Source organism: Diaphorobacter sp. LR2014-1 (assembly GCF_002916785.1).
Classification (GTDB): Bacteria; Pseudomonadota; Gammaproteobacteria; order Burkholderiales; family Burkholderiaceae_C; genus Diaphorobacter; species Diaphorobacter nitroreducens.
This window is the reverse complement of sequence record NZ_MTBE01000002.1, coordinates 135996-156400: the sequence shown is the minus strand read 5'-3', so window position 1 is coordinate 156400 and position 20405 is coordinate 135996. Positions and strand designations below refer to the sequence as shown.

The 20405-nt window shown below is 68.5% G+C and carries 22 protein-coding genes; 16 read left to right on the top strand and 6 right to left on the bottom strand.

What is annotated here, in order from left to right; translation table 11 throughout:
- Positions 1–10 precede the first annotated feature (10 nt).
- From ctaD to BV908_RS02635, 5 genes are read left to right on the top strand one after another with little or no spacing between them, the layout of a single operon-like run.
- Positions 11–1645, top strand: a complete 1635-nt coding sequence (gene ctaD, locus BV908_RS02650) for a cytochrome c oxidase subunit I (RefSeq protein WP_103737135.1) — start codon at positions 11–13, stop codon at positions 1643–1645.
- 17 nt (positions 1646–1662) lie between these two features.
- Positions 1663–1773, top strand: coding sequence for a cytochrome oxidase small assembly protein (locus tag BV908_RS22590; RefSeq protein ID WP_011806633.1), 111 nt, complete (start codon positions 1663–1665; stop codon positions 1771–1773).
- Positions 1774–1788: 15 nt separating this feature from the next.
- Positions 1789–2409, top strand: coding sequence for a cytochrome c oxidase assembly protein (locus BV908_RS02645; RefSeq protein WP_103737134.1), 621 nt, complete (start codon positions 1789–1791; stop codon positions 2407–2409).
- Positions 2406–2615 carry a DUF2970 domain-containing protein gene (locus tag BV908_RS02640; protein ID WP_011806631.1) on the top strand — a complete coding sequence of 70 codons (210 nt, stop codon included), beginning with the start codon at positions 2406–2408 and terminating at the stop codon, positions 2613–2615. Before BV908_RS02645 ends, BV908_RS02640 begins: the two co-directional genes overlap by 4 nt.
- Positions 2616–2673: 58 nt before the next feature.
- The gene (locus tag BV908_RS02635; protein WP_103737133.1) at positions 2674–3555 is read left to right on the top strand and encodes a cytochrome c oxidase subunit 3; all 882 of its coding nucleotides are present in this window, start codon (positions 2674–2676) and stop codon (positions 3553–3555) included.
- 177 nt (positions 3556–3732) lie between these two features.
- Here the strand turns inward: BV908_RS02635 and BV908_RS02630 are convergent, their stop codons facing one another.
- Positions 3733–3957 (bottom strand): twin transmembrane helix small protein, encoded by a 225-nt coding sequence (locus BV908_RS02630; RefSeq protein WP_015914161.1) that lies wholly within the window; start codon positions 3955–3957, stop codon positions 3733–3735.
- 15 nt (positions 3958–3972) lie between these two features.
- On the opposite strand from BV908_RS02630, the gene BV908_RS02625 reads away from it, so the two are divergent.
- The 6 genes from BV908_RS02625 (at position 3973) to BV908_RS02600 (ending at position 10213) form a co-directional block, all read left to right on the top strand.
- Positions 3973–4749: an SURF1 family protein gene (locus BV908_RS02625; RefSeq protein ID WP_103737132.1), complete on the top strand. Its 777-nt coding sequence runs from the start codon at positions 3973–3975 to the stop codon at positions 4747–4749.
- Complete coding sequence (locus tag BV908_RS02620; protein WP_011806627.1) at positions 4691–5440, top strand: hypothetical protein; 750 nt, start codon at positions 4691–4693, stop codon at positions 5438–5440. Before BV908_RS02625 ends, BV908_RS02620 begins: the two co-directional genes overlap by 59 nt.
- The gene (locus tag BV908_RS02615; protein ID WP_210433983.1) at positions 5437–6636 is read left to right on the top strand and encodes a COX15/CtaA family protein; all 1200 of its coding nucleotides are present in this window, start codon (positions 5437–5439) and stop codon (positions 6634–6636) included. The genes BV908_RS02620 and BV908_RS02615 overlap by 4 nt, the downstream gene beginning before the upstream one ends.
- Positions 6633–7553, top strand: a complete 921-nt coding sequence (gene cyoE / locus BV908_RS02610) for a heme o synthase (RefSeq protein WP_011806625.1) — start codon at positions 6633–6635, stop codon at positions 7551–7553. The genes BV908_RS02615 and cyoE overlap by 4 nt, the downstream gene beginning before the upstream one ends.
- A gap of 57 nt (positions 7554–7610) precedes the next feature.
- Positions 7611–8174, top strand: coding sequence for an SCO family protein (locus BV908_RS02605; protein WP_015914157.1), 564 nt, complete (start codon positions 7611–7613; stop codon positions 8172–8174).
- A 215-nt stretch (positions 8175–8389) separates the two neighbouring features.
- Positions 8390–10213 (top strand): EAL domain-containing protein, encoded by a 1824-nt coding sequence (locus BV908_RS02600; protein WP_103737131.1) that lies wholly within the window; start codon positions 8390–8392, stop codon positions 10211–10213.
- Positions 10214–10234: 21 nt separating this feature from the next.
- On the opposite strand, the gene BV908_RS02595 is transcribed toward BV908_RS02600, so the two are convergent.
- The 3 genes from BV908_RS02595 to rpoH all read right to left on the bottom strand — a co-directional run bounded on the left by BV908_RS02595 (position 10235) and on the right by rpoH (position 13319).
- Positions 10235–11017, bottom strand: a complete 783-nt coding sequence (locus BV908_RS02595) for a Crp/Fnr family transcriptional regulator (RefSeq protein WP_015914155.1) — start codon at positions 11015–11017, stop codon at positions 10235–10237.
- A 228-nt stretch (positions 11018–11245) separates the two neighbouring features.
- Positions 11246–12256: a tripartite tricarboxylate transporter substrate binding protein gene (locus tag BV908_RS02590; RefSeq protein WP_103737130.1), complete on the bottom strand. Its 1011-nt coding sequence runs from the start codon at positions 12254–12256 to the stop codon at positions 11246–11248.
- Positions 12257–12383: 127 nt separating this feature from the next.
- Positions 12384–13319 (bottom strand): RNA polymerase sigma factor RpoH, encoded by a 936-nt coding sequence (rpoH, locus tag BV908_RS02585; protein WP_103737129.1) that lies wholly within the window; start codon positions 13317–13319, stop codon positions 12384–12386.
- Positions 13320–13509: 190 nt separating this feature from the next.
- On the opposite strand from rpoH, the gene cutA reads away from it, so the two are divergent.
- Complete coding sequence (gene cutA / locus BV908_RS02580; protein WP_011806619.1) at positions 13510–13872, top strand: divalent-cation tolerance protein CutA; 363 nt, start codon at positions 13510–13512, stop codon at positions 13870–13872.
- 50 nt (positions 13873–13922) lie between these two features.
- Here the strand turns inward: cutA and ftsY are convergent, their stop codons facing one another.
- A complete protein-coding gene (ftsY, locus tag BV908_RS02575) occupies positions 13923–15071 on the bottom strand; it encodes a signal recognition particle-docking protein FtsY (protein ID WP_103737128.1) in 1149 nt (382 codons plus the stop codon).
- A gap of 29 nt (positions 15072–15100) precedes the next feature.
- Here ftsY and BV908_RS02570 point away from each other — a divergent pair, with 29 nt between their 5' ends.
- From BV908_RS02570 to coaD, 4 genes are all read left to right on the top strand, one after another.
- Complete coding sequence (locus BV908_RS02570; protein WP_103737127.1) at positions 15101–16555, top strand: pitrilysin family protein; 1455 nt, start codon at positions 15101–15103, stop codon at positions 16553–16555.
- Positions 16556–16570: 15 nt separating this feature from the next.
- A complete protein-coding gene (locus BV908_RS02565) occupies positions 16571–17953 on the top strand; it encodes a pitrilysin family protein (RefSeq protein ID WP_103737126.1) in 1383 nt (460 codons plus the stop codon).
- Positions 17950–18573, top strand: a complete 624-nt coding sequence (rsmD, locus tag BV908_RS02560; protein ID WP_103737125.1) for a 16S rRNA (guanine(966)-N(2))-methyltransferase RsmD — start codon at positions 17950–17952, stop codon at positions 18571–18573. The genes BV908_RS02565 and rsmD overlap by 4 nt, the downstream gene beginning before the upstream one ends.
- Positions 18574–18718: 145 nt before the next feature.
- Positions 18719–19216: a pantetheine-phosphate adenylyltransferase gene (gene coaD, locus BV908_RS02555; RefSeq protein WP_103737124.1), complete on the top strand. Its 498-nt coding sequence runs from the start codon at positions 18719–18721 to the stop codon at positions 19214–19216.
- Here coaD and BV908_RS02550 read toward each other — a convergent pair whose 3' ends face one another.
- Positions 19217–20317: a putative zinc-binding peptidase gene (locus BV908_RS02550; protein WP_103737123.1), complete on the bottom strand. Its 1101-nt coding sequence runs from the start codon at positions 20315–20317 to the stop codon at positions 19217–19219. It abuts the gene before it with no gap.
- Between the last annotated feature and the right edge of the window lie 88 nt (positions 20318–20405).

Here is a 20405-nt window from a genome sequence, read left to right as displayed (position 1 = left end):
GGAATCGAACATGAGCGCAGTTCTGGACAATCACGGGCACGCCGGCGGCCACGCACACGACCACGGTGACCACCACCACGGCCCCACCGGCTGGCGCCGTTGGGTGTTTGCCACCAACCACAAGGACATCGGCACGCTGTACCTGCTGTTCTCGTTCACCATGCTGATGATCGGCGGCGTGCTGGCGCTGCTGATCCGCGCCGAGCTGTTCCAGCCCGGGCTGCAGCTGGTCAACCCCGAGCTGTTCAACCAGCTCACCACCATGCACGGGCTGATCATGGTGTTTGGCGCCATCATGCCGGCCTTCGTGGGTTTCGCGAACTGGATGATCCCGCTGCAGATCGGCGCGTCCGACATGGCGTTTGCGCGCATGAACAACTTCAGCTTCTGGCTGATGATCCCCGCGGCCATCATGCTGGTGTCGTCGTTCTTCATGCCCGGTGGCGCGCCTGCCGCGGGTTGGACGCTGTATGCGCCGCTGACCCTGCAGATGGGCCCGTCGATGGACGCCGGCATTTTTGCCATGCACATCATGGGCGCCAGCTCCATCATGGGCGCGATCAACATCATCGTCACCATTTTGAACATGCGCGCGCCGGGCATGACGCTGATGAAGATGCCCATGTTCGCCTGGACCTGGCTGATCACCGCCTACCTGCTGATTGCCGTGATGCCCGTGCTGGCCGGCGCCATCACCATGACGCTGACCGACCGCCACTTTGGCACCAGCTTCTTCAACCCCGCCGGCGGCGGCGACCCGGTGATGTACCAGCACATCTTCTGGTTCTTCGGCCACCCCGAGGTGTACATCATGATCTTGCCGGCCTTCGGCATCATCAGCCAGGTCGTGCCCGCCTTTAGCCGCAAGAAGCTGTTCGGCTACGCCTCCATGGTGTACGCCACCTCGTCCATCGCGATCCTGTCGTTCATCGTGTGGGCGCACCACATGTTCACCACGGGCATGCCAGTCACGGGCCAGCTGTTCTTCATGTACGCCACGATGCTGATCTCCGTGCCCACCGCCGTGAAGATCTTCAACTGGACGGCGACCATGTGGCGCGGCTCCATGACCTTCGAAACGCCCATGCTCTGGGCCGTGGGCTTCATCTTCGTGTTCACCATCGGCGGCTTCACGGGCCTGATCCTGGCCATGGCGCCGATCGATATCCAGCTGCAGGATACCTACTACGTGGTGGCCCACTTCCACTACGTGCTGGTGGCCGGTTCGTTGTTCGCCATGTTCTCGGCCTACTACTACTGGAGCCCCAAGTGGACGGGCATCATGTACTCGGAGACGCGCGGCAAGATCCACTTCTGGGGCTCGCTGATCACCTTCAACATCACCTTCTTCCCCATGCACTTTCTGGGGTTGGCGGGCATGCCGCGCCGCTATGCCGACTACCCCATGCAGTTTGCCGACTTCAACGCGCTGGCGTCCGTCGGGGCACTGGGCTTTGGACTGATGCAGGTGTACTTCTTCCTGTTCGTCGTGCTGCCGGCCATGCGCGGGCGGGGCGTGAAGGCGCCGCAAAAGCCCTGGGAAGCCGCTGAAGGCCTCGAATGGGAAGTGCCGTCGCCCGCGCCATTCCACACCTTTGAAGTGCCGCCCAAGCTGGACGCTACGGCCACGCGGGTGATCGGCTGACATTGCGGGAGATCGCCATGACCACGCCGGAGCAAAAAAAATCCAACCTGCGCATGGCGCTGATCCTGGCGTCGGTGGCGGCGGTGTTCTTCATCGGATTCATGGTGAAGATCGCCTGGCTGCATTGACGAAAGGGCGGGACCATGGGTGCGCGTAGCGAGAACCTGAAGATGGTGGGCAAGCTGGCCGTGGTGACGATCGGCATGTTCGCCTTCGGCTACGTGCTGATCCCGATCTACAAGCACATTTGCGAGATGACGGGCATCAACATCTTGTCGCTGTCGGAGCGGCAGGTGCCCGGCAACGGCACGGCCGGCCCCAACGCGCAACTGCCCGCCAACAGCCAGGTGGACAAGACCCGCCTCATCACTGTGGAGTTCGATGCGAACGCGCGTGGTCCGTGGCAGTTCCGGCCCGCGCAGCGCTCCGTGCAGGTGCACCCGGGCGAGCTGGCCACGGTGATGTACGAGTTCCAGAACGTGCAGGACCGCCGCATGGCCGCGCAGGCCATCCCCAGCTATGCGCCGCGCCAGGCGGCCGCCCACTTCACCAAGCTGGAGTGCTTCTGCTTCAACCAATACACCCTGGAGCCCGGCGAGAAGAAGGAATGGCCCGTGGCCTTCGTGATCGACCCGCGCCTGTCCAAGGACGTCACCACGATCACGCTGTCCTACACCTTCTTCGAAGTCGGCGGCAAGACGCCGGCCGCGCCCCAGTCCACGGCCGCCGCACTGCCGGCGACTTCCGCGGAGGCCGGTTCATGAGCCCCACGCCTCCGCGTCCGCCACGCAAGGGATCGCTGTTGCGCACCCTGCGTGCCGTGGCATGGTCGCTGATCGGGTTGCGCAAGGGGGAGCAATACCAGCGCGACCAGGAGACGCTGCAGCCGCTGCACATCGTGTTCGTGGGATTGGTCGCTCTGTTTGTGCTGGTGCTGCTGCTGATCGGACTGGTGAACTGGATTGCTTGAGGCCTGCCGCCGCTGATAACAACGAGACAACCGAGAACTTTGAGAACGAGGAGCTGAAATGAGTGCATCTACCCACGGCACGACGCCTTACTACTACGTCCCCGCGGAGTCTCGCCACCCCGTGCTGGCGGCGGCGGGGTTGTTCTTTGTCCTCCTCGGCGCGAGCCAGTGGATCAACGGCCATGACTGGGGCAAGTATTCGCTGGCCTTCGGCCTGGCGTGGTGGCTGTTCGTGCTGTACCAGTGGTTCCGCGATGCCGCGCGCGAGAGCGAGGGCGGGCTGTATGGCCGCAAGATCGACATCTCGTACCGCTGGAGCATGAGCTGGTTCATCTTCTCGGAGGTGATGTTCTTCGGCGCTTTCTTCACCGCGCTGTGGTGGGCGCGTGCGCACTCCGTGCCGGCCCTGGGCAGCCTGGACAACGCGCTGCTGTGGCCCGACTTCAAGGCGGTCTGGCCCAGCCTGGCGGCCGGGGCGACCGCCTCGCCGGCCAACACCGTGGAGCCGTTCCAGACCGTGGGCCCATTCTGGCTGCCCACCATCAACACCGCGCTGCTGCTGACGTCGGGCGTCACGCTCACCATCGCCCACCACGCGCTGCGCGAAGGCCAACGCGCCAAGACGATCGGCTTCATGTGGGTCACGGTGCTGCTGGGCTTCGTGTTCCTGTGCGTGCAGGGCTACGAGTACTTCCACCTCTACACCGACCTGAACCTCAAGCTCACCTCGGGCGTGTACGGCTCCACCTTCTTCATGCTCACGGGCTTCCACGGTTTCCACGTGTTCGTGGGCATGCTGATGCTGCTGTTCATCACGCTGCGCCTGCACAGCGGCCACTTCACGGCCGAGCGCCACTTCGGCTTCGAGGGCGCGGCCTGGTACTGGCACTTCGTGGACGTGGTCTGGCTGGGCCTGTACATCCTGGTGTATTGGATGTAATCCCGTCTCCGGATCGGGAAAAAGCGCCGCAAGGCGCTTTTTTTACGCGGAGGCGGGTGCTTCAAAAACAGGAGCTGCCTGCGCTTGATAGATAAGCACTTTGGATATAAATGGTATTGAAAGCCCTGTGCACCAAGCGCAAGGCGCTCACTTTTTTGATGGCCATCGGCGTGCGCCTCAGCGCACTGCGGCGGGCAGCCCGGTTGGCTGGATGTACCCCAGCTTCCAGGCCAGCAGCAGGCACAGGAACAGCACGATGGACAGCCCCACGCGCAGCCCCAGCGCGCGGGCCATGCGCTTGCCCTGCTGCCGGTCGTCGCCCTTGCCGCGCATCATGAAAAACAGCGCCGAGCCCAAGCTTGCGATGATGGCGAGAAACGCCAATGCCACCAGAATCTTCATGAGGCCCATTATCCGGTGAACCCTGCCCGACAACCCTTCGGCCTGCGCTTCTGGCTGGTGACCCTCGCGGCGCTGGTCGCCATGGTGTTGACCGCGTCCCTGGGCCGCTGGCAACTGTCGCGTGCCGCGCAGAAGACCGCGCTGCAGGCGGCCATGGACGAACGCCAGTCCCGCGCACCGCTGCAGGGTGCCGAACTGGCACAGGCGCTGCAGTCGGCATCGCAGGAGGCCACCGCGCCGCTGCTGCACCGCCGCGCCGAGCTGCGCGGCCAGTGGCTGCCCGAGGCCACGGTGTTCCTGGAGAACCGCCAGATGTACGGGCGTCCGGGCTTTTTCGTGTTCACGCCCCTGCAACTGGCGGACAGCCCGCGCGTGGTGCTGGTGCAGCGCGGCTGGGCGCCGCGCAACTTCCTGGAGCGCACGCGCCTGCCGGAGATCACCACCCCTGCCGGACCAGTGCAGTTGGAGGGGCGGCTCGCCGGACCGCCGGCGCGGCTGTACGAGTTCACCCCCACCGCCCAGGGCGAGGGGTCTTCGCGCATCCGGCAGAATCTGGACCTGGCCGCCTATGGGGCCGAGACCGGCCTGGCGCTGGCGCCCCTGACCGTCGTGCAGACCGGCGCCGCCAGCGACGGGCTGCAGCGCGACTGGGCGCCCATCGACAGCGGCGTCGACAAGCATTACGGCTACGCATTCCAATGGTTCGGGCTTTGCGGCCTGGTGGCAATCCTCTATGTCTGGTTCCAATTCGTCCGACGCTTCCTTCGCCCAGGCCGCCAGCGTGGTGCCTGAGACCGGCGGCCAGCAGCCGCTGGGCCTCACGGTGCACAGCCTGCCCCAGGCCGGCGATGCCATGGCGGCGCTGCAGCGCTCGCGCAGCGGCCGCTGGCAGATGCTGGGGCTGTTGCTGGTGTGCGCGGCGCCCGTGATCGCTTCGTACTTCACCTATTACGTGCTGCGTCCCGAGGGCCGGCGCAACTTTGGTGAGCTCATCGAACCCCAGCGCGCCTTGCCCGCGCAGGCCGCAGCCACCGCATTGGACGGCACGGCGCATACGCTGGGCGAGCTGCGTGGCCAGTGGCTGCTGGTGAGCGTCGCACCCGGCGCCTGCGACGACGGCTGCCGCAACAACCTGTACCTGCAGCGCCAGTTGCGCGAAACCATGGGCCGCGAGAAGGAGCGCATGGACTGGGTCTGGCTGGTGTCCGACGGCGCCGTGCCCCCGGCGGAGATCGCCCCCGGCCTGCAGGGCGCCACCGTGCGCCGCGTGGATGCCGCCACCTTGGCCACCTGGCTGCAACCCGCGCCCGGCCATACGCTGGAAGAACACCTGTACGTCGTAGACCCGCAGGGCCACTGGATGATGCGCTTTCCCGCGCGGCTGGACCGCGCTGGCGCGGCCAAGGCCAAGCGCGACCTGGACCGGCTGCTGCGCGCCTCGGCATCGTGGGACCAGCCGGGCCGCTTGCAGGAGGCCCCGTGACGGACATGCAGCCGCTGTACGACCTGGCGCCGGCCCTGGAGCTGATGGCCCTGGGCATCGTGATCGCCCTGGGCCCGCTGGCCTGGGTGTGGTGGCGCGGGCGCGGCAACACGCCGGTGCGGCGTCTGCAGGCGCTCACCGTGCTCACGCTGTTCCTCACCTTCGACTTGGTGCTGTTCGGCGCCTTCACGCGCCTGACGGACTCCGGCCTGGGCTGCCCCGACTGGCCGGGCTGCTACGGCAACGCCAGCCCGGTGGGCGCGCGTGCGGAGATCTCGGCCGCACAGGAAGCCATGCCCACCGGCCCCGTCACCCACGGCAAGGCCTGGGTGGAGATGATCCACCGTTACCTTGCCACCGGCGTGGGCGTGCTGATCATCGCGCTCACCGTGGGCGCGTGGCGCCAACGCCGCGCAGCCGCACAGTTGCCTCAGTTGGCAGGGGCGGCGCCCGCGCTGAGCCCCTGGTGGCCCACCGCCACGCTGGTGTGGGTGTGCCTGCAGGGCGCTTTCGGCGCGCTCACCGTGACCATGAAATTGTTCCCGGCCATCGTCACGCTGCACCTCATCGGCGGGCTGGTGCTGTTGGCGCTGCTGTGCGTGCAGGCCGTGCGCCAGACGCAGATGACGCGGGGCGTGGTGCCCGTGGCGCTGCCACGCGGCCTGCGCTGGCTGCTGGGCGTGACGGCGGCGCTGGTGGCGCTGCAGGTCGTGCTGGGGGGCTGGGTCAGCACCAATTACGCGGTGCTGGCCTGCACCACTTTCCCGCAGTGCCAGGGCAGCTGGTGGCCCGACATGGCGTTTGCCGAGGGCTTTCAGGTCTGGCGCGCGCTGGGCCTGCTGCAGGACGGCAGCCACATCAGCTTCGCCGGGCTCACGGCCATCCATTACGTGCACCGGCTCGCGGCCTACCTGGTGCTGGCGGCGCTGGTGGTGCTGGCCTGGCGCCTGCGCCGCGCGGGCGTGTTGCGCGACCCGGCGCGCTGGCTCGCAGGCCTGGCGCTGCTGCAGTTTGTCACCGGCCTGTCCAACGTGGTGCTGGACTGGCCGCTGGTGGCCGCCGTGCTGCACACGGGCGGCGCTGCCGCGTTGGTGGTGGTGCTGACCTGGGCGCTCACGGCCAGCCGCGCCACCGCCGGCGCCACGGCTTCGCAGCCGCGCGCCGGTGCCGATTCCGTCGAGAGAGTTTCCGCATGAGTGCCGCTCCTGCTCCCGCCCCCGCCGCCGCAGCGCCGCGCGCTCTGCCGTCGCGGCTGTCCCAGTTCTACGCGCTGACCAAGCCGCGTGTGGTGCAGCTCATCGTGTTCTGCGCCTTCATCGGCATGGTGCTGGCCGTGCCGGGCATGCCCAGCGGCGCGCAGTGGGCGTTGATGGCCGTGGCCAGCGCGGGCATCTGGCTCGTGGCTGGTGCGGCGGCGGCGTTCAACTGCATCGTGGAGCAGGGCATCGACGCCAAGATGAAGCGCACGGCCTGGCGCCCCACGGCCAAGGGCGAGCTGTCCAACACGCAGACGCTGCTGTTCTCGGCGCTGCTGTGCGCGGCGGGCTCGGCGCTGCTGTACTGGTGGGTCAACCCGCTGACCATGTGGCTGACCTTCGCCACGTTTGTCGGCTATGCGGTGATCTACACGGTGATCCTCAAGCCGCTCACGCCGCAGAACATCGTGATCGGCGGCGCCAGCGGCGCCATGCCGCCCGTGCTGGGCTGGGCCGCGATGACCGGCGAGGTGGGCCCCGAGGCACTGATCCTGTTCCTCATCATTTTCCTGTGGACGCCGCCGCACTTCTGGGCACTGGCGCTGTACCGCGTGGAGGACTATCGCAAGTCCGGCCTGCCCATGCTGCCCGTCACCCACGGCAACGAGTTCACGCGCCTGCAGGTGTTTCTCTATACCTTGATCCTGTTCGCAGGCTGCCTCATGCCTTTCGTGTACGGTATGAGTTCGTGGATCTACCTTGCAGCCGCCGTGGTGCTGAGCGCGGGCTTTTGCCTGTACGGCTTCCGGCTGTGGCGCGACTACTCCGACACGCTGGCGCGCAAGACCTTTCGTTTCTCGCTGATCCACCTGAGCCTGCTGTTCGCGGCGCTGCTGGTGGACCACTACCTCCTGTGAAGCAAGCTTATGGATAAACGTGATGCTCTGAAAAAAATAGCTGCTGGCGCTCTCTGGATGGGCGTTGCAGGCACTTTTGCCGCATGTTCTCCGAAGGCGCCCAAGTTCCAGGGGGTGGACCTCACGGGTGCCGAGTACGCGCGCGACCTGCAGTTGACCGACCACAACGGCCAGCCGCGCAGCCTCAAGGACTTCGCGGGCAAGGTGGTGGTGGTGTTCTTCGGCTACACGCAATGCCCGGACGTTTGCCCCACGTCGATGTCCGAACTGGCCGACGTCAAGCGCGCCCTCGGCGCGGACGGCGACAAGCTGCAAGGCATCTTCGTCAGCGTGGACCCCGAGCGCGACACGCCCGAGGTACTCAAGGCCTACATGGCCAACTTCGATCCCAGCTTCCTCGCGCTGCGCGGCACGCCCGAGCAACTGGCCGCCGTGGCCAAGGACTTCAAGATCTACTACAAGCGCGTGGAGGGCCAGACCCCCACGAGCTACACCATGGACCATTCCGCCGGCAGCTATGTCTATGACCCTGCCGGCCGCCTGCGCGTGTACCACCGCTACGGCAGTGGGGCACAGAGCCTGGCGGCCGACGTGCGCGCTCTGCTGGACGAAACCCGCTGATTCCACGCGCTCCACGCGCCCAGGGGCTGGCGTGTGGCAAAAACCACATTGCCCGTAGGGCCTGGATTGACGTGCGCGTCACCTTGGGTGGCGATAGGCGCCAGGAGAGCGTCGCGCCTGCCTAGAATGCACAGTGGCTGGCCGCCAGGCGCATCGACGGTGATGGCGCAGGCGCCGGCCACGGCCTCAACCTACCGACGCCCTACCGACGCGCCATGGATTCCTTTGCCCCTGCCGCCCGCCCCCGGTCCGAGGACGGCGTGACGCACCCGCCGCCCCATCGGACCGATGACGCCGCCGACGACAGTGCGGCGGCCTTCCTGCAGCGCATCGGCAGCCTGAGCGCGGGAACGCTGGAGCGCGCTGCCATGGATGCGGCGCCCGACGGCATCGTGCTGGCCGACCGACAGGGCCGCATCCTCATGGTCAACGCCCCCATGGAGACCATCAGCGGCTACACCAACGCGCAGTTGTGCGGCCAGTCCATCGACCTGCTGGTGCCGGTGCACGCGCGGCCCGAGCATGGCCAGCATATGCAGCGCTACCACCAGTCTCCCAGCCGCCGGCCCATGGGCATGGGGCGCGACCTGTGGTTGCAGCGACGCGACGGTAGCCAGGTGCCGGTGGACATCGCCCTCGGCCATTCCTCCTCCCACGGGGGTACGGTGGTGGCTTTTGTGCGCGACGTCTCCGACCTGCGGCGCCTGGAGGCGCGCATGCACTACCAGGCCACGCACGACACGCTGACCGGCCTGCTCAACCGCTGGAAGTTCGGCCAGCGGCTGGAACAGGCGATCGCGGAGCAGGCGGCAGCGCAAAGCCCGCCCTTCGCGCTGCTGCTGCTCGATCTGGACGACTTCAAGGCCATCAACGATGGCTACGGCCATGCCGCCGGCGACCAGGTGCTGCAGGAGGTTGCGCGGCGCCTGCGGGGTGCGCTGGGCACGGGCGACATCCTTGCGCGCCTGGGCGGCGACGAGTTCACCGTGCTGTTGCCCGGTGTGGCCTGCGCCGCGCAGGCCGAGGGCGTGGCCGCGCGGCTGATGCAGGCGCTGTGCGTGCCCTGCCGCGTGCAGGGGTTCGAACTGAACTTCGGCGCCAGCATGGGCATCGCGCTGTGCCCGCAGGATGCGGGCGACGCCGCCACGTTGCTGCGCTATGCCGACATGGCCATGTACCACGCCAAGCACCGCGGGCGCGCCAACTTCGCGTTCTACGCTCCGTCCATGGGCCGCAAGATGGCCGAGAAGATCCAGTTGCACGACCGGCTCAAGCTGGCGCTGGCCTACGGCGGGCTGACGCTGCATTACCAGCCGCAGGTCGATGTGGCCACCAACCGCATGGTGGGTGTGGAGGCCCTGCTGCGCTGGCACGACCCGCAGCTGGGCGAGGTGTCGCCCGAGCGCTTCGTGCCCGTGGCGGAGGCCACGGGACTGATCCTGGAGTTGGGCGCCTGGGTCATGGCCGCGGCCTGTCGCCAGATCGCGGCGTGGGAGCGCCAGGGCATGCGCCTGCGCGTGGCGGTGAACCTGTCCGCCCAGCAGCTGCGGCAGACCGACCTCGTCGAGCAGGTGGCGCGCAACCTGCGCATCCACCATGTCCCGCCCGAGTTGCTGGAACTGGAGGTGACCGAGTCCGAAGCCCTGGCGGACCCCGAGCAGGCCTGCCAGGTGCTGAACGAGCTGCGCGCGCTGGGCGTGGCCGTGGCGCTGGACGACTTCGGCACGGGCCACTCGTCGCTGGCCTACCTCAAGCGCCTGCCGGTGTCGCACATCAAGGTGGACCGGGAATTCATGCGCAACGTGCCTGCCAGCGGAGTCGACACCACGCTGGTGCGCGCCGTGGTCGCGCTGGCGCACACCATGGGGCTGCGGGTGGTCGTGGAGGGCGTGGAAACACGCGAGCAGCTGCAGTTTTTGCGCGAGATGCAGTGCGCCTGCTACCAGGGCTGGCTGTTTGCCAAGGCGCTGGCGCCCGACGACGTGGCCCTGCTGTACGCGGCCGGTGCCGACGTGGCGGCGGAAGGCGCGCTGGGCTGAGGTGCCGGCAGCGACGCTGGCTTACAGCGCGGCGTGCACCGGCGCTTGCGCCGCAGGGGTGGTGCGCGCAGCCGCACGCGCCTGGTACAGGTTGGCCGCCGAGCGGCGGCCGCCGCGCGTGAGCGCCAGCAGCGGCGCGCGCTGGATCTCGCAGTGCCAGCGGTCGCGCCGCAGCACGCCTTGCTCCTGCGCCAGCAGCGCCAGGGCGCGCGCCACGGACTCGCGCGTGGTGGCGAGCAGGGCAGCCAGCACCGTATGGCTGGGCAGGCGCACCAGCGTGCTGCGCTGCAGCTCGGCCAGTTGCAGCAGCGCGCCCGCCAGTTGGCCCACCACCCCGCGGATGCGGGCGATGCGGCCCCAGTCGGCCAGGCGCGCGTTGGCGTTCAGTTGTTCGCGCGCCAGTTCCAGCAGGAATTCGCCTTGGGACTGGCGGCCCGCCCCCAGCAGGGGCGCCAGGTCCAGTTGGCAGACGCGCCCCGGCGTGACCGCCACGTAGGACAGGTCCGCCGGCTGCTGCAGCAGCGCGGGGGCGCCCAGGGCCTCGCAGCAGCCCGCCATGCCTACGGGGTGCTCCACTCCATCGTCGCCGCGGCGCTGCACCAGCAGCGTACCGATCTTGACCACCTGCACACTGTGGATGCTCTCGCCCTGGCGCTGCAGCATCTCGCCCTTGCGAAAGCGCCGCTCCGTCAGGTGCCCGCGCCAGGCCGCGCGCGTTTGCGGGTCCAGGCGGCCCAGCAGGCACTGCTGCTGGCAGGCGCAGTCGTTGCAGGTATGGCCGCCGGAGGACGGATGGTCGGTCATGAGTACAAGCCAAAATGGGCTTCAGCGCTTGTCTGACAAGCGGTGGAAGCTATGAATACCGTAGCGCCTCGCGGAGGGCCGGTCAGCGGCCTCGGAGTGCTGGGGATTGGCGGAGAGTGTGCAAGGCGGGGCCGTCCTGCCCCGTGACCTAGGTCAACGTTTGGGACCAAGTGCCTGCACTGCGCGCCCCGGGCCGGCCCTTACCCGCGTGGCCGCCGCGCTGCGCGGTCACTCGGCGCGGATGCCCTGTTCGCGGATGACGCGGCTCATGGTGGCCGTGTCGGCCTGGATCCGGTTGGCCAGCCCCTCGGCCGACGAGCCAATGGCCTGCCAGCCCTGCTGGAACAGCTTGGCGCGCACTTCCGGGCTGCGGGCGATCTCGCCGATCACGCGGGACAGCCGTGCGCGCACCGGGGCGGGCATGGACGCGGGTGCGGCAAAGGCGTTCCAGATCTCCAGCTGGAAGTCGTGCACGCCGGCCTCCGCCAGGCTGGGCACCTCGGGCGCCAGCGTGCTGCGGCCCGCGGAGGTCACGCCGATCAGGCGCAGCTTGCCCGCCCGTGCCTGGGCCTGCGCGAGCGCGGGCGGCAGCAGCGCCATTTGCAACTGGCCACCCAGCATGGCGGTGGCTACCTGCGGGTAGCCGGGGTACGGTACGTGCACCGGTGCAATGCCGGTGCGCGCCTTGAGCAGCTCGGTGCCCAGGTGGCCTACGGTGCCCACGCCGGGGGTGCCGTAGCTCCAGCGGTCGCCCGCGGTGCGCGCGGCCTGCAAGAAGGCGCGTGCGTCGGCGCCCGCGGGCACGTCGGGCTGGTTTACGGGAGCGGTCAGGACCAGGGGCGATACGCCGATCAGCGACAGCGGCGCGAAGTCCTTCATGGGGTCGTAGGGCACGTGCGCGTTGAGCAGCTTGGCGATCGTCAGGTTGCCGTTGATGAACAGGCCGATGGTGTGGCCGTCCTGCGCCTTGGCGACCGCATCGGCGCCGATGTTGCCGCCCGCACCCACCTTGTTTTCCACGACCACGGGTTGGCCCAGGGCCTGGGACAGTGGCTCGGAGAAGGTGCGCGCCGTCAGGTCGGGCGAAGAACCCGGTGGGAAGCCCACGATGATGCGCAGGGGCTTGGCGGGCCAGCCGGGGGTGGCGGGCGCGGCATCCTTCTGGGCCACGGCGGCGCCGCAGGCCGAAGCCAGGGCCAGTGCCAGCAGGCCGCGGCGGGCGAGGGGGTGGGGGAACATGGGTGGCGATCTCTAGGTCTGGGCCGGGCAGCGAAGTGCGGCCCCGCCGGCAAAGAAAAAGGCGCGTAGCCGGTGAGGGCTGCGCGCCTGGATTATCTGCCCGCGATCCGGGCTGCTGGGCGAAGGCTCAGGCGTATTCGGCCAGGGCCTTCTTCATCTTTTTCATGGCGGCCACCTCGATCTGGCGGATGCGCTCCGCGCTCACGCCGTACTCGGCCGCCAACTCGTGCAGTGTCATGCCGCCCGAGCCATCGTCGTTCACCTGCAGCCAGCGCTGCTCCACGATGCGGCGGCTGCGTGCGTCCAGGCTGTCCAGGGCGGTGGCAATACCGTCCGTGGCCAGCGCGTCACGCTGGCGCGACTCGATCATGGCGGTGGGCTCATGGCCCGCGTCGGCGAGGTAGGCGATGGGGCCAAAGGCCTGCTCGCCGTCGTCGCTGGGAGCGGGGTCCAGCAGCACGTCGCCACCGGACAGGCGCGTTTCCATCTCGATGACTTCCTCGCGCTTCACGTTGAGCTGCTCGGCCACCAAGTCGATCTCGTGATCGGATAAGGTTTCGCGGTGCGTGTCGGCGTCCAGCGCGTCGGCCTTGAAGCCCTGCTTCATGGAGCGCAGGTTGAAGAACAGCTTGCGCTGCGCCTTGGTCGTTGCCACCTTGACCATGCGCCAGTTCTTCAGGATGTACTCGTGGATCTCGGCCTTGATCCAATGCATGGCGTAGCTCACCAGGCGAACGCCCTGGTCAGGGTCAAAGCGCTTGACGGCCTTCATCAGGCCCACGTTGCCCTCCTGGATGAGGTCGCCATGCGGCAGGCCGTAGCCCAGGTACTGGCGCGAGATGGACACGACCAGGCGCAGGTGCGACAACACCAGGCGGCTGGCAGCCTCGACATTGTTGTCATCCTTGAGCTGGCGCGCGTAGCGCTGCTCCTCCTCCTGCGTGAGCAGGGGAAGGCGGTTGACGGCGGAGATATAGGCATCCAGGTTGCCCAGCGGGGGAACCAGCGCCCACGGGTTCGCGGGCGCGAGGGTCGTCACGGAGGTTGCAGTCTGGAGTGCCATATCGGTAGTCCTTTCTTCCATGCAAATCATATTAGCACTCCATTGGATAGAGTGCTAAAGGCATAGTTCCCCTACGGATGTAGGAAATAACCACCAAGAGGCGCAACGACGGCCCTTAAAACGCAGGTGCGGCTGCTTCCCCGCGCGTCAAGGGCCGTTGTGCAGTTACGCCTTGTGCCAGACTTCAATCATGACATCTTCCCCAGACGCCCAGATCGCCGTTGTGACCACCACCGTGGGCGACGCCGCCGCCGCACACCGACTGGCCAGGGGCGCTGTCCAGGCGCGCCTGGCCGCCTGCGTGCAGGTGGAGGCCATCACCTCGCACTATGTCTGGCAGGGGGTGCAGCAGGCGGAAGCAGAGTGGCGGCTGGTGTGCAAGACGCTGTTGTCTGCCGCGCCCGCCTTGCGGGACTGGCTGCGTGCCCAGCACCCCTACGAAGTGCCGCAACTGCTCACCCACGCCGTGCAGGCAGAGCAGGACTATGTGCTGTGGGTGGCGCAGCAGGTGGACCCGGCCTCGATAGCCGGGCCTGGTCAAGCGCCGCGTTGAAGCAATGGCTGGCGGATGCCGCCTGCATCCGCCCACAGGGGGTAACTATCTCAGGTCAGCAGGGCCTGGGCGAATTCGCGTGCGCTGAAGGTCTCCAGGTCTTCCACCTTCTCGCCCACGCCAATGAAGTACACGGGCACGGGCCGCTCCTGCGCGATGGCGGCCAGCACGCCGCCCTTGGCCGTGCCGTCCAGTTTGGTGACGATCAGGCCGGTGAGTTGAAGCGCGTCGTCGAACGCGCGCACCTGCGCCAGGGCGTTCTGGCCGGTGTTGCCGTCGATCACCAGCAGCACCTCGTGCGGGGCGCTGGCATCGGCCTTGGTGACCACGCGGCGGATCTTCTTCAGCTCTTCCATCAGGTGCAGCTGCGTAGGCAGGCGGCCGGCGGTGTCCACCAGCACCACATCTTTGCCGCGCGCGCGGCCGGCGGTAACGGCGTCAAAGCTCACGGCGGCAGGGTCGCCCCCTTCCTGGCTGACGATCTCCACCGTGTTGCGCGTGGCCCAGACACCCAACTGCTCGCGCGCCGCGGCGCGGAAGGTATCGGCGGCGGCCAGCAGCACGCTCTCGCCATGGTCGGCCAGGTGCTTGGTGAGCTTGCCGATGGAGGTGGTCTTGCCCGCGCCGTTCACGCCGGCCACCATGATCACGGTGGGTGTGTGCTCGCCGATCACCAGCGGCTTTTCCAGCGGCCGCAGCAGGTCGGCCAGCGCATCGGCCAGCAGTCCCTTTACGGCAGCAGGCTCGGTGGTCTTGGTTTCTTTCACGCGGCGCTTGAGGTCCTCCAGCAGGTGCTGCGTGGCTTTCACCCCGGTGTCGGCCATGAGCAGGGCTTCCTCCAGCTCGTCGTACAGCGCGTCGTTGATCTGCGTGCCCGTGAAGACGGTGGCGATGCTGCTGCCGGTCTTGCGCAGGCCGGATTTCAGCCGGTCCATCCAGCCCTGGCGTGCGCCCTCGGGCTTCGGCGTGGGCTCGGGGACGGCAAGGGGCACGTCGATGGCTGCGGGGGCACCGGCCGAAGGGACAGCCGGCTCCGCCACGCTGGTGGCGCCTGCGCCAAAGGGCTTGCGCAGCCAGCCGAATGCTCCGCCACTGGCGGGGGCGTCGGCCGCGGGCGGCGCCGCAGGGCTGGCCACGTCCTCGGGTGCAAGGGCGGGTTCGGCGGGGGCGGGCGATTTTTTCTTGAAAAAACTGAACATTGGCGGGTTCTTAGAATCGCAGCCATTCTATGAAACGCGCTATCACCCTTGTGGGCCTGCTGGCCTGTCTGCACGCCTGGGCGCAAAACCCAGCGCATGAATCCCCACCTGCTGCGTCTGCCGCGGCGGCGCACGCCCAGGCCACCACGGCCAGCGGTGCGCAGCAATTCACCCTGAAGAACGGCATGCAGCTCATCGTGCAGCCCGACCGGCGCGCGCCCACGGCGGTGCACATGGTCTGGTTGCGCGTAGGCGCCATGGACGAGGTGGACGGCACCTCGGGCGTGGCGCATGTGCTGGAGCACATGATGTTCAAGGGCTCGAAGGCCGTGCCGCCGGGCGAGTTCTCGCGCCGCGTGGCGGCGCTGGGCGGGCAGGAGAACGCCTTCACCAGCCGCGACTACACCGGCTACTACCAGCAGATCCCGGCCGGGCGGCTGGCCGACGTGATGCAGCTCGAATCCGACCGCTTCGCCCACAACCAGTGGCCCGACGCGGAGTTCACCAAGGAGATCGAGGTCGTCAAGGAAGAGCGCCGCATGCGCACCGAGGACCAGCCGCGCGCCGCGCTCATCGAGCAGCTGTTCGCCTCCACCTTCATCGCTTCGCCCTACCGCCGCCCGGTGGTGGGCTGGATGAGCGACCTGGACTCCATGACCCCCGACGACGTGCGCCGCTTTTACCGCGACTGGTACGTGCCCGGCAATGCCGCCGTGGTGGTGGCGGGTGACGTGGACCCGGCGCAGGTGCTGGCCCTGGCGGAGAAGACCTACGGCACCATTCCCGCACGTGCCCTGCCGGCGCGCAAGCCGCGCACCGAGCCGGCGCAGCAGGGCCTGCGCCGCATCGCCTTCAAGGCGCCGGCCGAGCAGGCCTACGTGGCGCTGGCCTTCCGCGTGCCGGGTGTCACGCGCCTGGAGGACATGACCGATGCCGACCGTGACGGCCTGGCGCTGCTGGTGCTGTCGGCCGTGCTCAGCGGCTACGACGGCGCGCGCCTGGAGCGAGCCCTCACGCAGGGTGCGGACCGTGTGGCCGACGGCGCGGACAGCCAGGCGTCCATCCTCGGGCGCGGACCGGCGCTGTTTCTCATGACCGGCGTGCCCGCCGCGGGCAAGACCTCGGCCCAGGTCGAGGAGGCGCTGCGCGCCGAGGTGGCCCGCGTGGCGCGCGAGGGCGTGAGCGAGGCCGAGCTCTCGCGCGTGAAGACGCAGTGGGCGGCCTCCACCATCTACGCGCGCGATTCGCTTTACAGCCAGGCCAGCGATCTGGGCAGCAACTGGGTGCAGGGCCTGCCGCTGGACGCGGACGAGCGCATGCTCAAGCTGCTGCGCGCGGTCACGCCGCAGCAGGTGCAATCCGTGGCGGCGCGTTACTTCGGCGACGATCAGCTCACCGTTGCCACGCTGCTGCCCCAGCCCGTGGCGGCAGGCACCAAGCGTGCCGCCCCAGCACCCGACGCTGCCGGTGGCCGCGTGCATTGAGCCAAGGTGTCAGCGATGTACAAAACTCTTAAAACGATAGCTGCTCGCGCCTTTCTGATAAGCGCTGGAGCCATTTTTTATACCCAATCCGCGTGGGCGCTGCTGCCCATCCAGCACTGGACCGAGCCCAGCGGCGCGCGCGTGTGGCTGGTGGAAAGCCCGGCCATTCCGATGGTGGACGTGCAGGTCGACTTCGATGCCGGCGCGCGCCGTGATCCCGCGCCGCAGGCGGGCCTGGCTGCGGCGGCGGCCCTGATGAGTTCCAAGGGCGTGAATGCGGGCGGGCCGAACGAGCCCCCGATGGACGAGAACGAACTGGGCGAGGCCTGGGCCGACCTGGGCGCCAGCTTCGAGGCTGGCGCCGAGCGCGACGGCCTGGCGTTCTCGCTGCGCTCGCTGACCGAGCCCGACTTGCTGGACCGTGCCGCGCGCCTGGCCGCGCGCCAGCTGGGCCAGCCCAGCTATGCACCGGACGTGTGGCAGCGCGAGCGGGCGCGCTGGAGCGCCGCCATCAAGGAGGCCGACACACGCCCCGGCACCGTGGCCAGCAAGGCCTTCAACGCCGCAGTGTTCGGCGGCCACCCTTACGGCCAGCGCGCCACGGCCGAGACACTGAACAACATCCAGCCGGCCGATCTGCAGGCTTTCCATGCCCAGTACCTGCAGGCCTGCCGTGCGCGGGTGAGCATCGTGGGAGCCCTCACGCGTTCCCAGGCGCAAACGTTGGTGCAGACGCTGCTGTCGCGCCTGCCTGCGCCCCAGGCCGGGGCCTGCGCGCCGTTGCCACCCGTGGCCGAGGTGCAGCCGCTGGCACGCGCCGTGCAGGTGGATGTGCCCTTCGCTTCGGCACAGGCCCATGTGCTCATCGGCCAGCCGGGCTTTGTGCGCCGGGATCCGGACTTCCTCGCGTTGCTGGTGGGCAACCACATCCTGGGTGGCAGTGGCTTCACCTCGCGCCTGACCAATGAGGTGCGCGAGAAGCGCGGCCTTTCCTACAGCGTGGGCAGCAGCTTCTCGCCTGGCTTGAACGCCGGGGCCTTCGTCGTCGGCCTGCAGACCCGGCCCGACCAGGCCGCCCAGGCCGTGCAGGTCACGCGCGATGTCCTCGCCCGCTTTGTGGCCGAAGGGCCCACCGAGGCCGAACTGCGCGCCGCCAAGGACAACCTCGTCGGCGGCTTTGCACTGCGCATCGACAGCAACCGCAAGCTGCTGGCGAACGTGGTCAACATCGCCTGGAACGACCTGCCGCTGGACTACCTGGAGCACTGGACCGACCGCGTGGAGGCCCTCACCGTGGCCGACATCCGCGCCGCCCTGCAGCGCAAGCTGCAGCCCGAGCGCATGGTGACCGTTATCGTGGGCGCGCAGCCGGCCGCCACGGCAAAGGCCCGGCCATGAACCGGCGTGCCGCGGCGCCAGCCGCCCCGCGCATAGCCACACGTACTGCAGTGCGTGCGCCCGCCAAGGGCGCCGGCGAGGTGCGCATCATCGGCGGGCAGTGGAAACGCACGCGCCTGCCCGTGCTGGACAAGCCCGGCCTGCGTCCCACGCCCGATCGCGTGCGCGAGACACTTTTCAACTGGCTGGGCCAGGACCTGACGGGCTGGCGCTGCCTGGATGCCTTCGCCGGCACCGGCGCCTTGGGTTTCGAGGCCGCCTCGCGCGGGGCGGCCAGCGTGCTGCTGGTGGAGGGCGACGCCGCACTGGCCGCGCAACTGGAGACGCTGCGCCAGCGCCTGCAGACGAGCGCCGTGCGCGTACAGCGTGGCGACGGCGTGGCCGCGCTGCGCCAGTGCGCGCCGGCCAGCATGCACCTGCTGCTCATCGACCCACCGTTTGGCGGCGAGCTGTTCGCCCCTGCGCTGCAGGCCGCCGCACAGGCCGTGGCGCCCGACGGCTTCATCTACCTGGAGGCGCCCGCAGCCTGGACGCAGGAGCAGCTCGGCCCGCTGGGGCTGGCGCTGCACCGGCACCTGAAGGCCGGGGCCGTGCATGCGCACCTGCTCCACAAAGCCTGATTGCTATTGATATAGGAGCTGCTCGCGCTTGTTGGTAGGGCGCTGGAGGCTGATTTGGCTTCAATGGCCCATGGACAGGCCTGCGCTGCATAATCCGCCCCACGGAGCCCGTGCGGGCTCCGCCACTGCAAGGAGACCCCACGCCATGGCGCATGTGCTCGCCATTTATCCCGGAACCTTCGACCCCATCACGCTGGGGCATGAGGATCTGGTGCGCCGCGCGGCAAGACTGTTCGACCGCGTAATCGTGGCCGTGGCCATTGCCCACCACAAGAAAACCCTGTTCAGCCTGGACGAGCGCATGGAAATGGCGCGCCAGGCGCTTGCCGACTGTCCGCAGGTGCAGGTCGAGTCCTTCGAGGGGCTGGTGACGGAGTTCACTGCCGCGCGCGGCGGCACGGCCATGGTGCGCGGGCTGCGCTCGGGCACGGACTTCGACTACGAGTTCCAGCTTGCCGGCATGAACCGCGCGCTGGTGCCCGGTGTCGAGACGGTGTTTCTCACACCCGCGAGCCAGTGCCAGTTCATCAGCAGCACGCTGGTGCGCGAGATCGGCACGCTGGGCGGCGACGTGGCGCAGTTTGTCTCGCCCGGCGTGCACGAGCGCCTCTTGCACAAGCTGGGCCGCACCGCCGCGGCGTGATCAGCGCCGCGCCACGGTGTCGTGCACGAAGCGCAGCTTGCGCAGCGCGCCCGTGGACAGGGCAAACGGATAGGCATCGCGCTGGCCCATGCTGCGGTTCAGGCTGTTGAGTAGCAGCGTCAGCGGCATCCACGCCGAGACCATGGCATCAAAACCGGGCGCCGGCTGTGCAAACGGGTCGGGCATGGCGTAGTGCTGCGCGTGATCGGGTGTCGTGCCGGGAATGGCCATGCGGGTCTGAAAGCTGGCGGCCGTCTCCAGCAGATCGACCAGGTGCAGGTAATGCGCCCACGTCTCGGCCCAGTCCTCCCAGGGGTGCGCGGCGGCATAGGCGCTGACGTGCTGCGGCTGCCATTGCGCAGCGGGCAGGGGGGCACGCTGGTAGTGCGCCTGCAGCGCCTGGGCGTAGTCGCGCCGCTCGTCGCCGAAGAGTGCGCGGAAGGCGTCCACATGCCCGGCGCGCAGCACCAACTCTTCCCAGTAGTAGTGGCCGGATTCATGCCGCAGATGACCCAGCAGCGTGCGGTAGGGCTCATGCATGGCCTGGCGCCGGCGCGCGCGCTCGTCGTCATCGGCCTCGGCCACGTTGAGGGTCACGACACCCTGGGCATGCCCCGTCATGACGGGCGGCGCGCCCGCCACGTCCGCCAGGAATTCATACACTGGCCCGGGCTGCTGCGTGCTCAACAGTCCCAGGCGCGCCAGCGTGTAGAACAGGTGCCGCTTGGCGCTCTCGATCTGCGACCAGCGGCGCAGGTTGTCGGGCACGGACAGGTCCGGCAGCACGCGCGTCTGGCGGCAGGCGGCGCACAGTCCGCCATGCGCCTGGGCATCTGCGGCCGGTAGCGCAAAGGTGCAGGCGCCATAGGTGGTGCGGTTGGTGCATAGCTGGTACTGGGCCGGCGGCGCAGCACCGTCGCTGCCGCGTGTAGTAACGCGCTGCCAGGTGCGCGACAGGGCGTTGTCGCCCTCGTCCGCAGGCGCGAGCGCCAACATGGACATGTCTTCGGGAGAGAACGCCAGCGTGCAGCCGCAGTGCACGCATTGCACGCTCTCGAAGAACACGAGGGAGCCGCATTGGCCGCAGTGGAACAGTCGCATGCGTAGGGATTCTGACGCAGGTAGTGCGCGTCACCTGCCAGTGAAAAAAAAACGCCGCCCAGAGGGCGGCGTTCCTGCGCAGTCGTGT

Bases quoted from the DNA above. Each gene is read 5' to 3' on its own strand.
- BV908_RS02630 (WP_015914161.1), bottom strand. From the start codon at position 3,957: ATGAAGATTCTGGTGGCATTGGCGTTTCTCGCCATCATCGCAAGCTTG.
- ctaD (WP_103737135.1), top strand. From the start codon at position 11: ATGAGCGCAGTTCTGGACAATCACGGGCACGCCGGCGGCCACGCACAC.
- BV908_RS22590 (WP_011806633.1), top strand. From the start codon at position 1,663: ATGACCACGCCGGAGCAAAAAAAATCCAACCTGCGCATGGCGCTGATC.
- cutA (WP_011806619.1), top strand. From the start codon at position 13,510: ATGACATCTTCCCCAGACGCCCAGATCGCCGTTGTGACCACCACCGTG.
- rpoH (WP_103737129.1), bottom strand. From the start codon at position 13,319: ATGGCACTCCAGACTGCAACCTCCGTGACGACCCTCGCGCCCGCGAAC.
- ftsY (WP_103737128.1), bottom strand. From the start codon at position 15,071: ATGTTCAGTTTTTTCAAGAAAAAATCGCCCGCCCCCGCCGAACCCGCC.
- BV908_RS02620 (WP_011806627.1), top strand. From the start codon at position 4,691: ATGTCTGGTTCCAATTCGTCCGACGCTTCCTTCGCCCAGGCCGCCAGC.
- BV908_RS02600 (WP_103737131.1), top strand. From the start codon at position 8,390: ATGGATTCCTTTGCCCCTGCCGCCCGCCCCCGGTCCGAGGACGGCGTG.
- BV908_RS02605 (WP_015914157.1), top strand. From the start codon at position 7,611: ATGGGCGTTGCAGGCACTTTTGCCGCATGTTCTCCGAAGGCGCCCAAG.
- BV908_RS02570 (WP_103737127.1), top strand. From the start codon at position 15,101: ATGAAACGCGCTATCACCCTTGTGGGCCTGCTGGCCTGTCTGCACGCC.
- BV908_RS02640 (WP_011806631.1), top strand. From the start codon at position 2,406: ATGAGCCCCACGCCTCCGCGTCCGCCACGCAAGGGATCGCTGTTGCGC.
- BV908_RS02550 (WP_103737123.1), bottom strand. From the start codon at position 20,317: ATGCGACTGTTCCACTGCGGCCAATGCGGCTCCCTCGTGTTCTTCGAG.
- BV908_RS02590 (WP_103737130.1), bottom strand. From the start codon at position 12,256: ATGTTCCCCCACCCCCTCGCCCGCCGCGGCCTGCTGGCACTGGCCCTG.
- BV908_RS02595 (WP_015914155.1), bottom strand. From the start codon at position 11,017: ATGACCGACCATCCGTCCTCCGGCGGCCATACCTGCAACGACTGCGCC.
- BV908_RS02645 (WP_103737134.1), top strand. From the start codon at position 1,789: ATGGGTGCGCGTAGCGAGAACCTGAAGATGGTGGGCAAGCTGGCCGTG.
- cyoE (WP_011806625.1), top strand. From the start codon at position 6,633: ATGAGTGCCGCTCCTGCTCCCGCCCCCGCCGCCGCAGCGCCGCGCGCT.
- BV908_RS02635 (WP_103737133.1), top strand. From the start codon at position 2,674: ATGAGTGCATCTACCCACGGCACGACGCCTTACTACTACGTCCCCGCG.
- BV908_RS02565 (WP_103737126.1), top strand. From the start codon at position 16,571: ATGTACAAAACTCTTAAAACGATAGCTGCTCGCGCCTTTCTGATAAGC.
- rsmD (WP_103737125.1), top strand. From the start codon at position 17,950: ATGAACCGGCGTGCCGCGGCGCCAGCCGCCCCGCGCATAGCCACACGT.
- coaD (WP_103737124.1), top strand. From the start codon at position 18,719: ATGGCGCATGTGCTCGCCATTTATCCCGGAACCTTCGACCCCATCACG.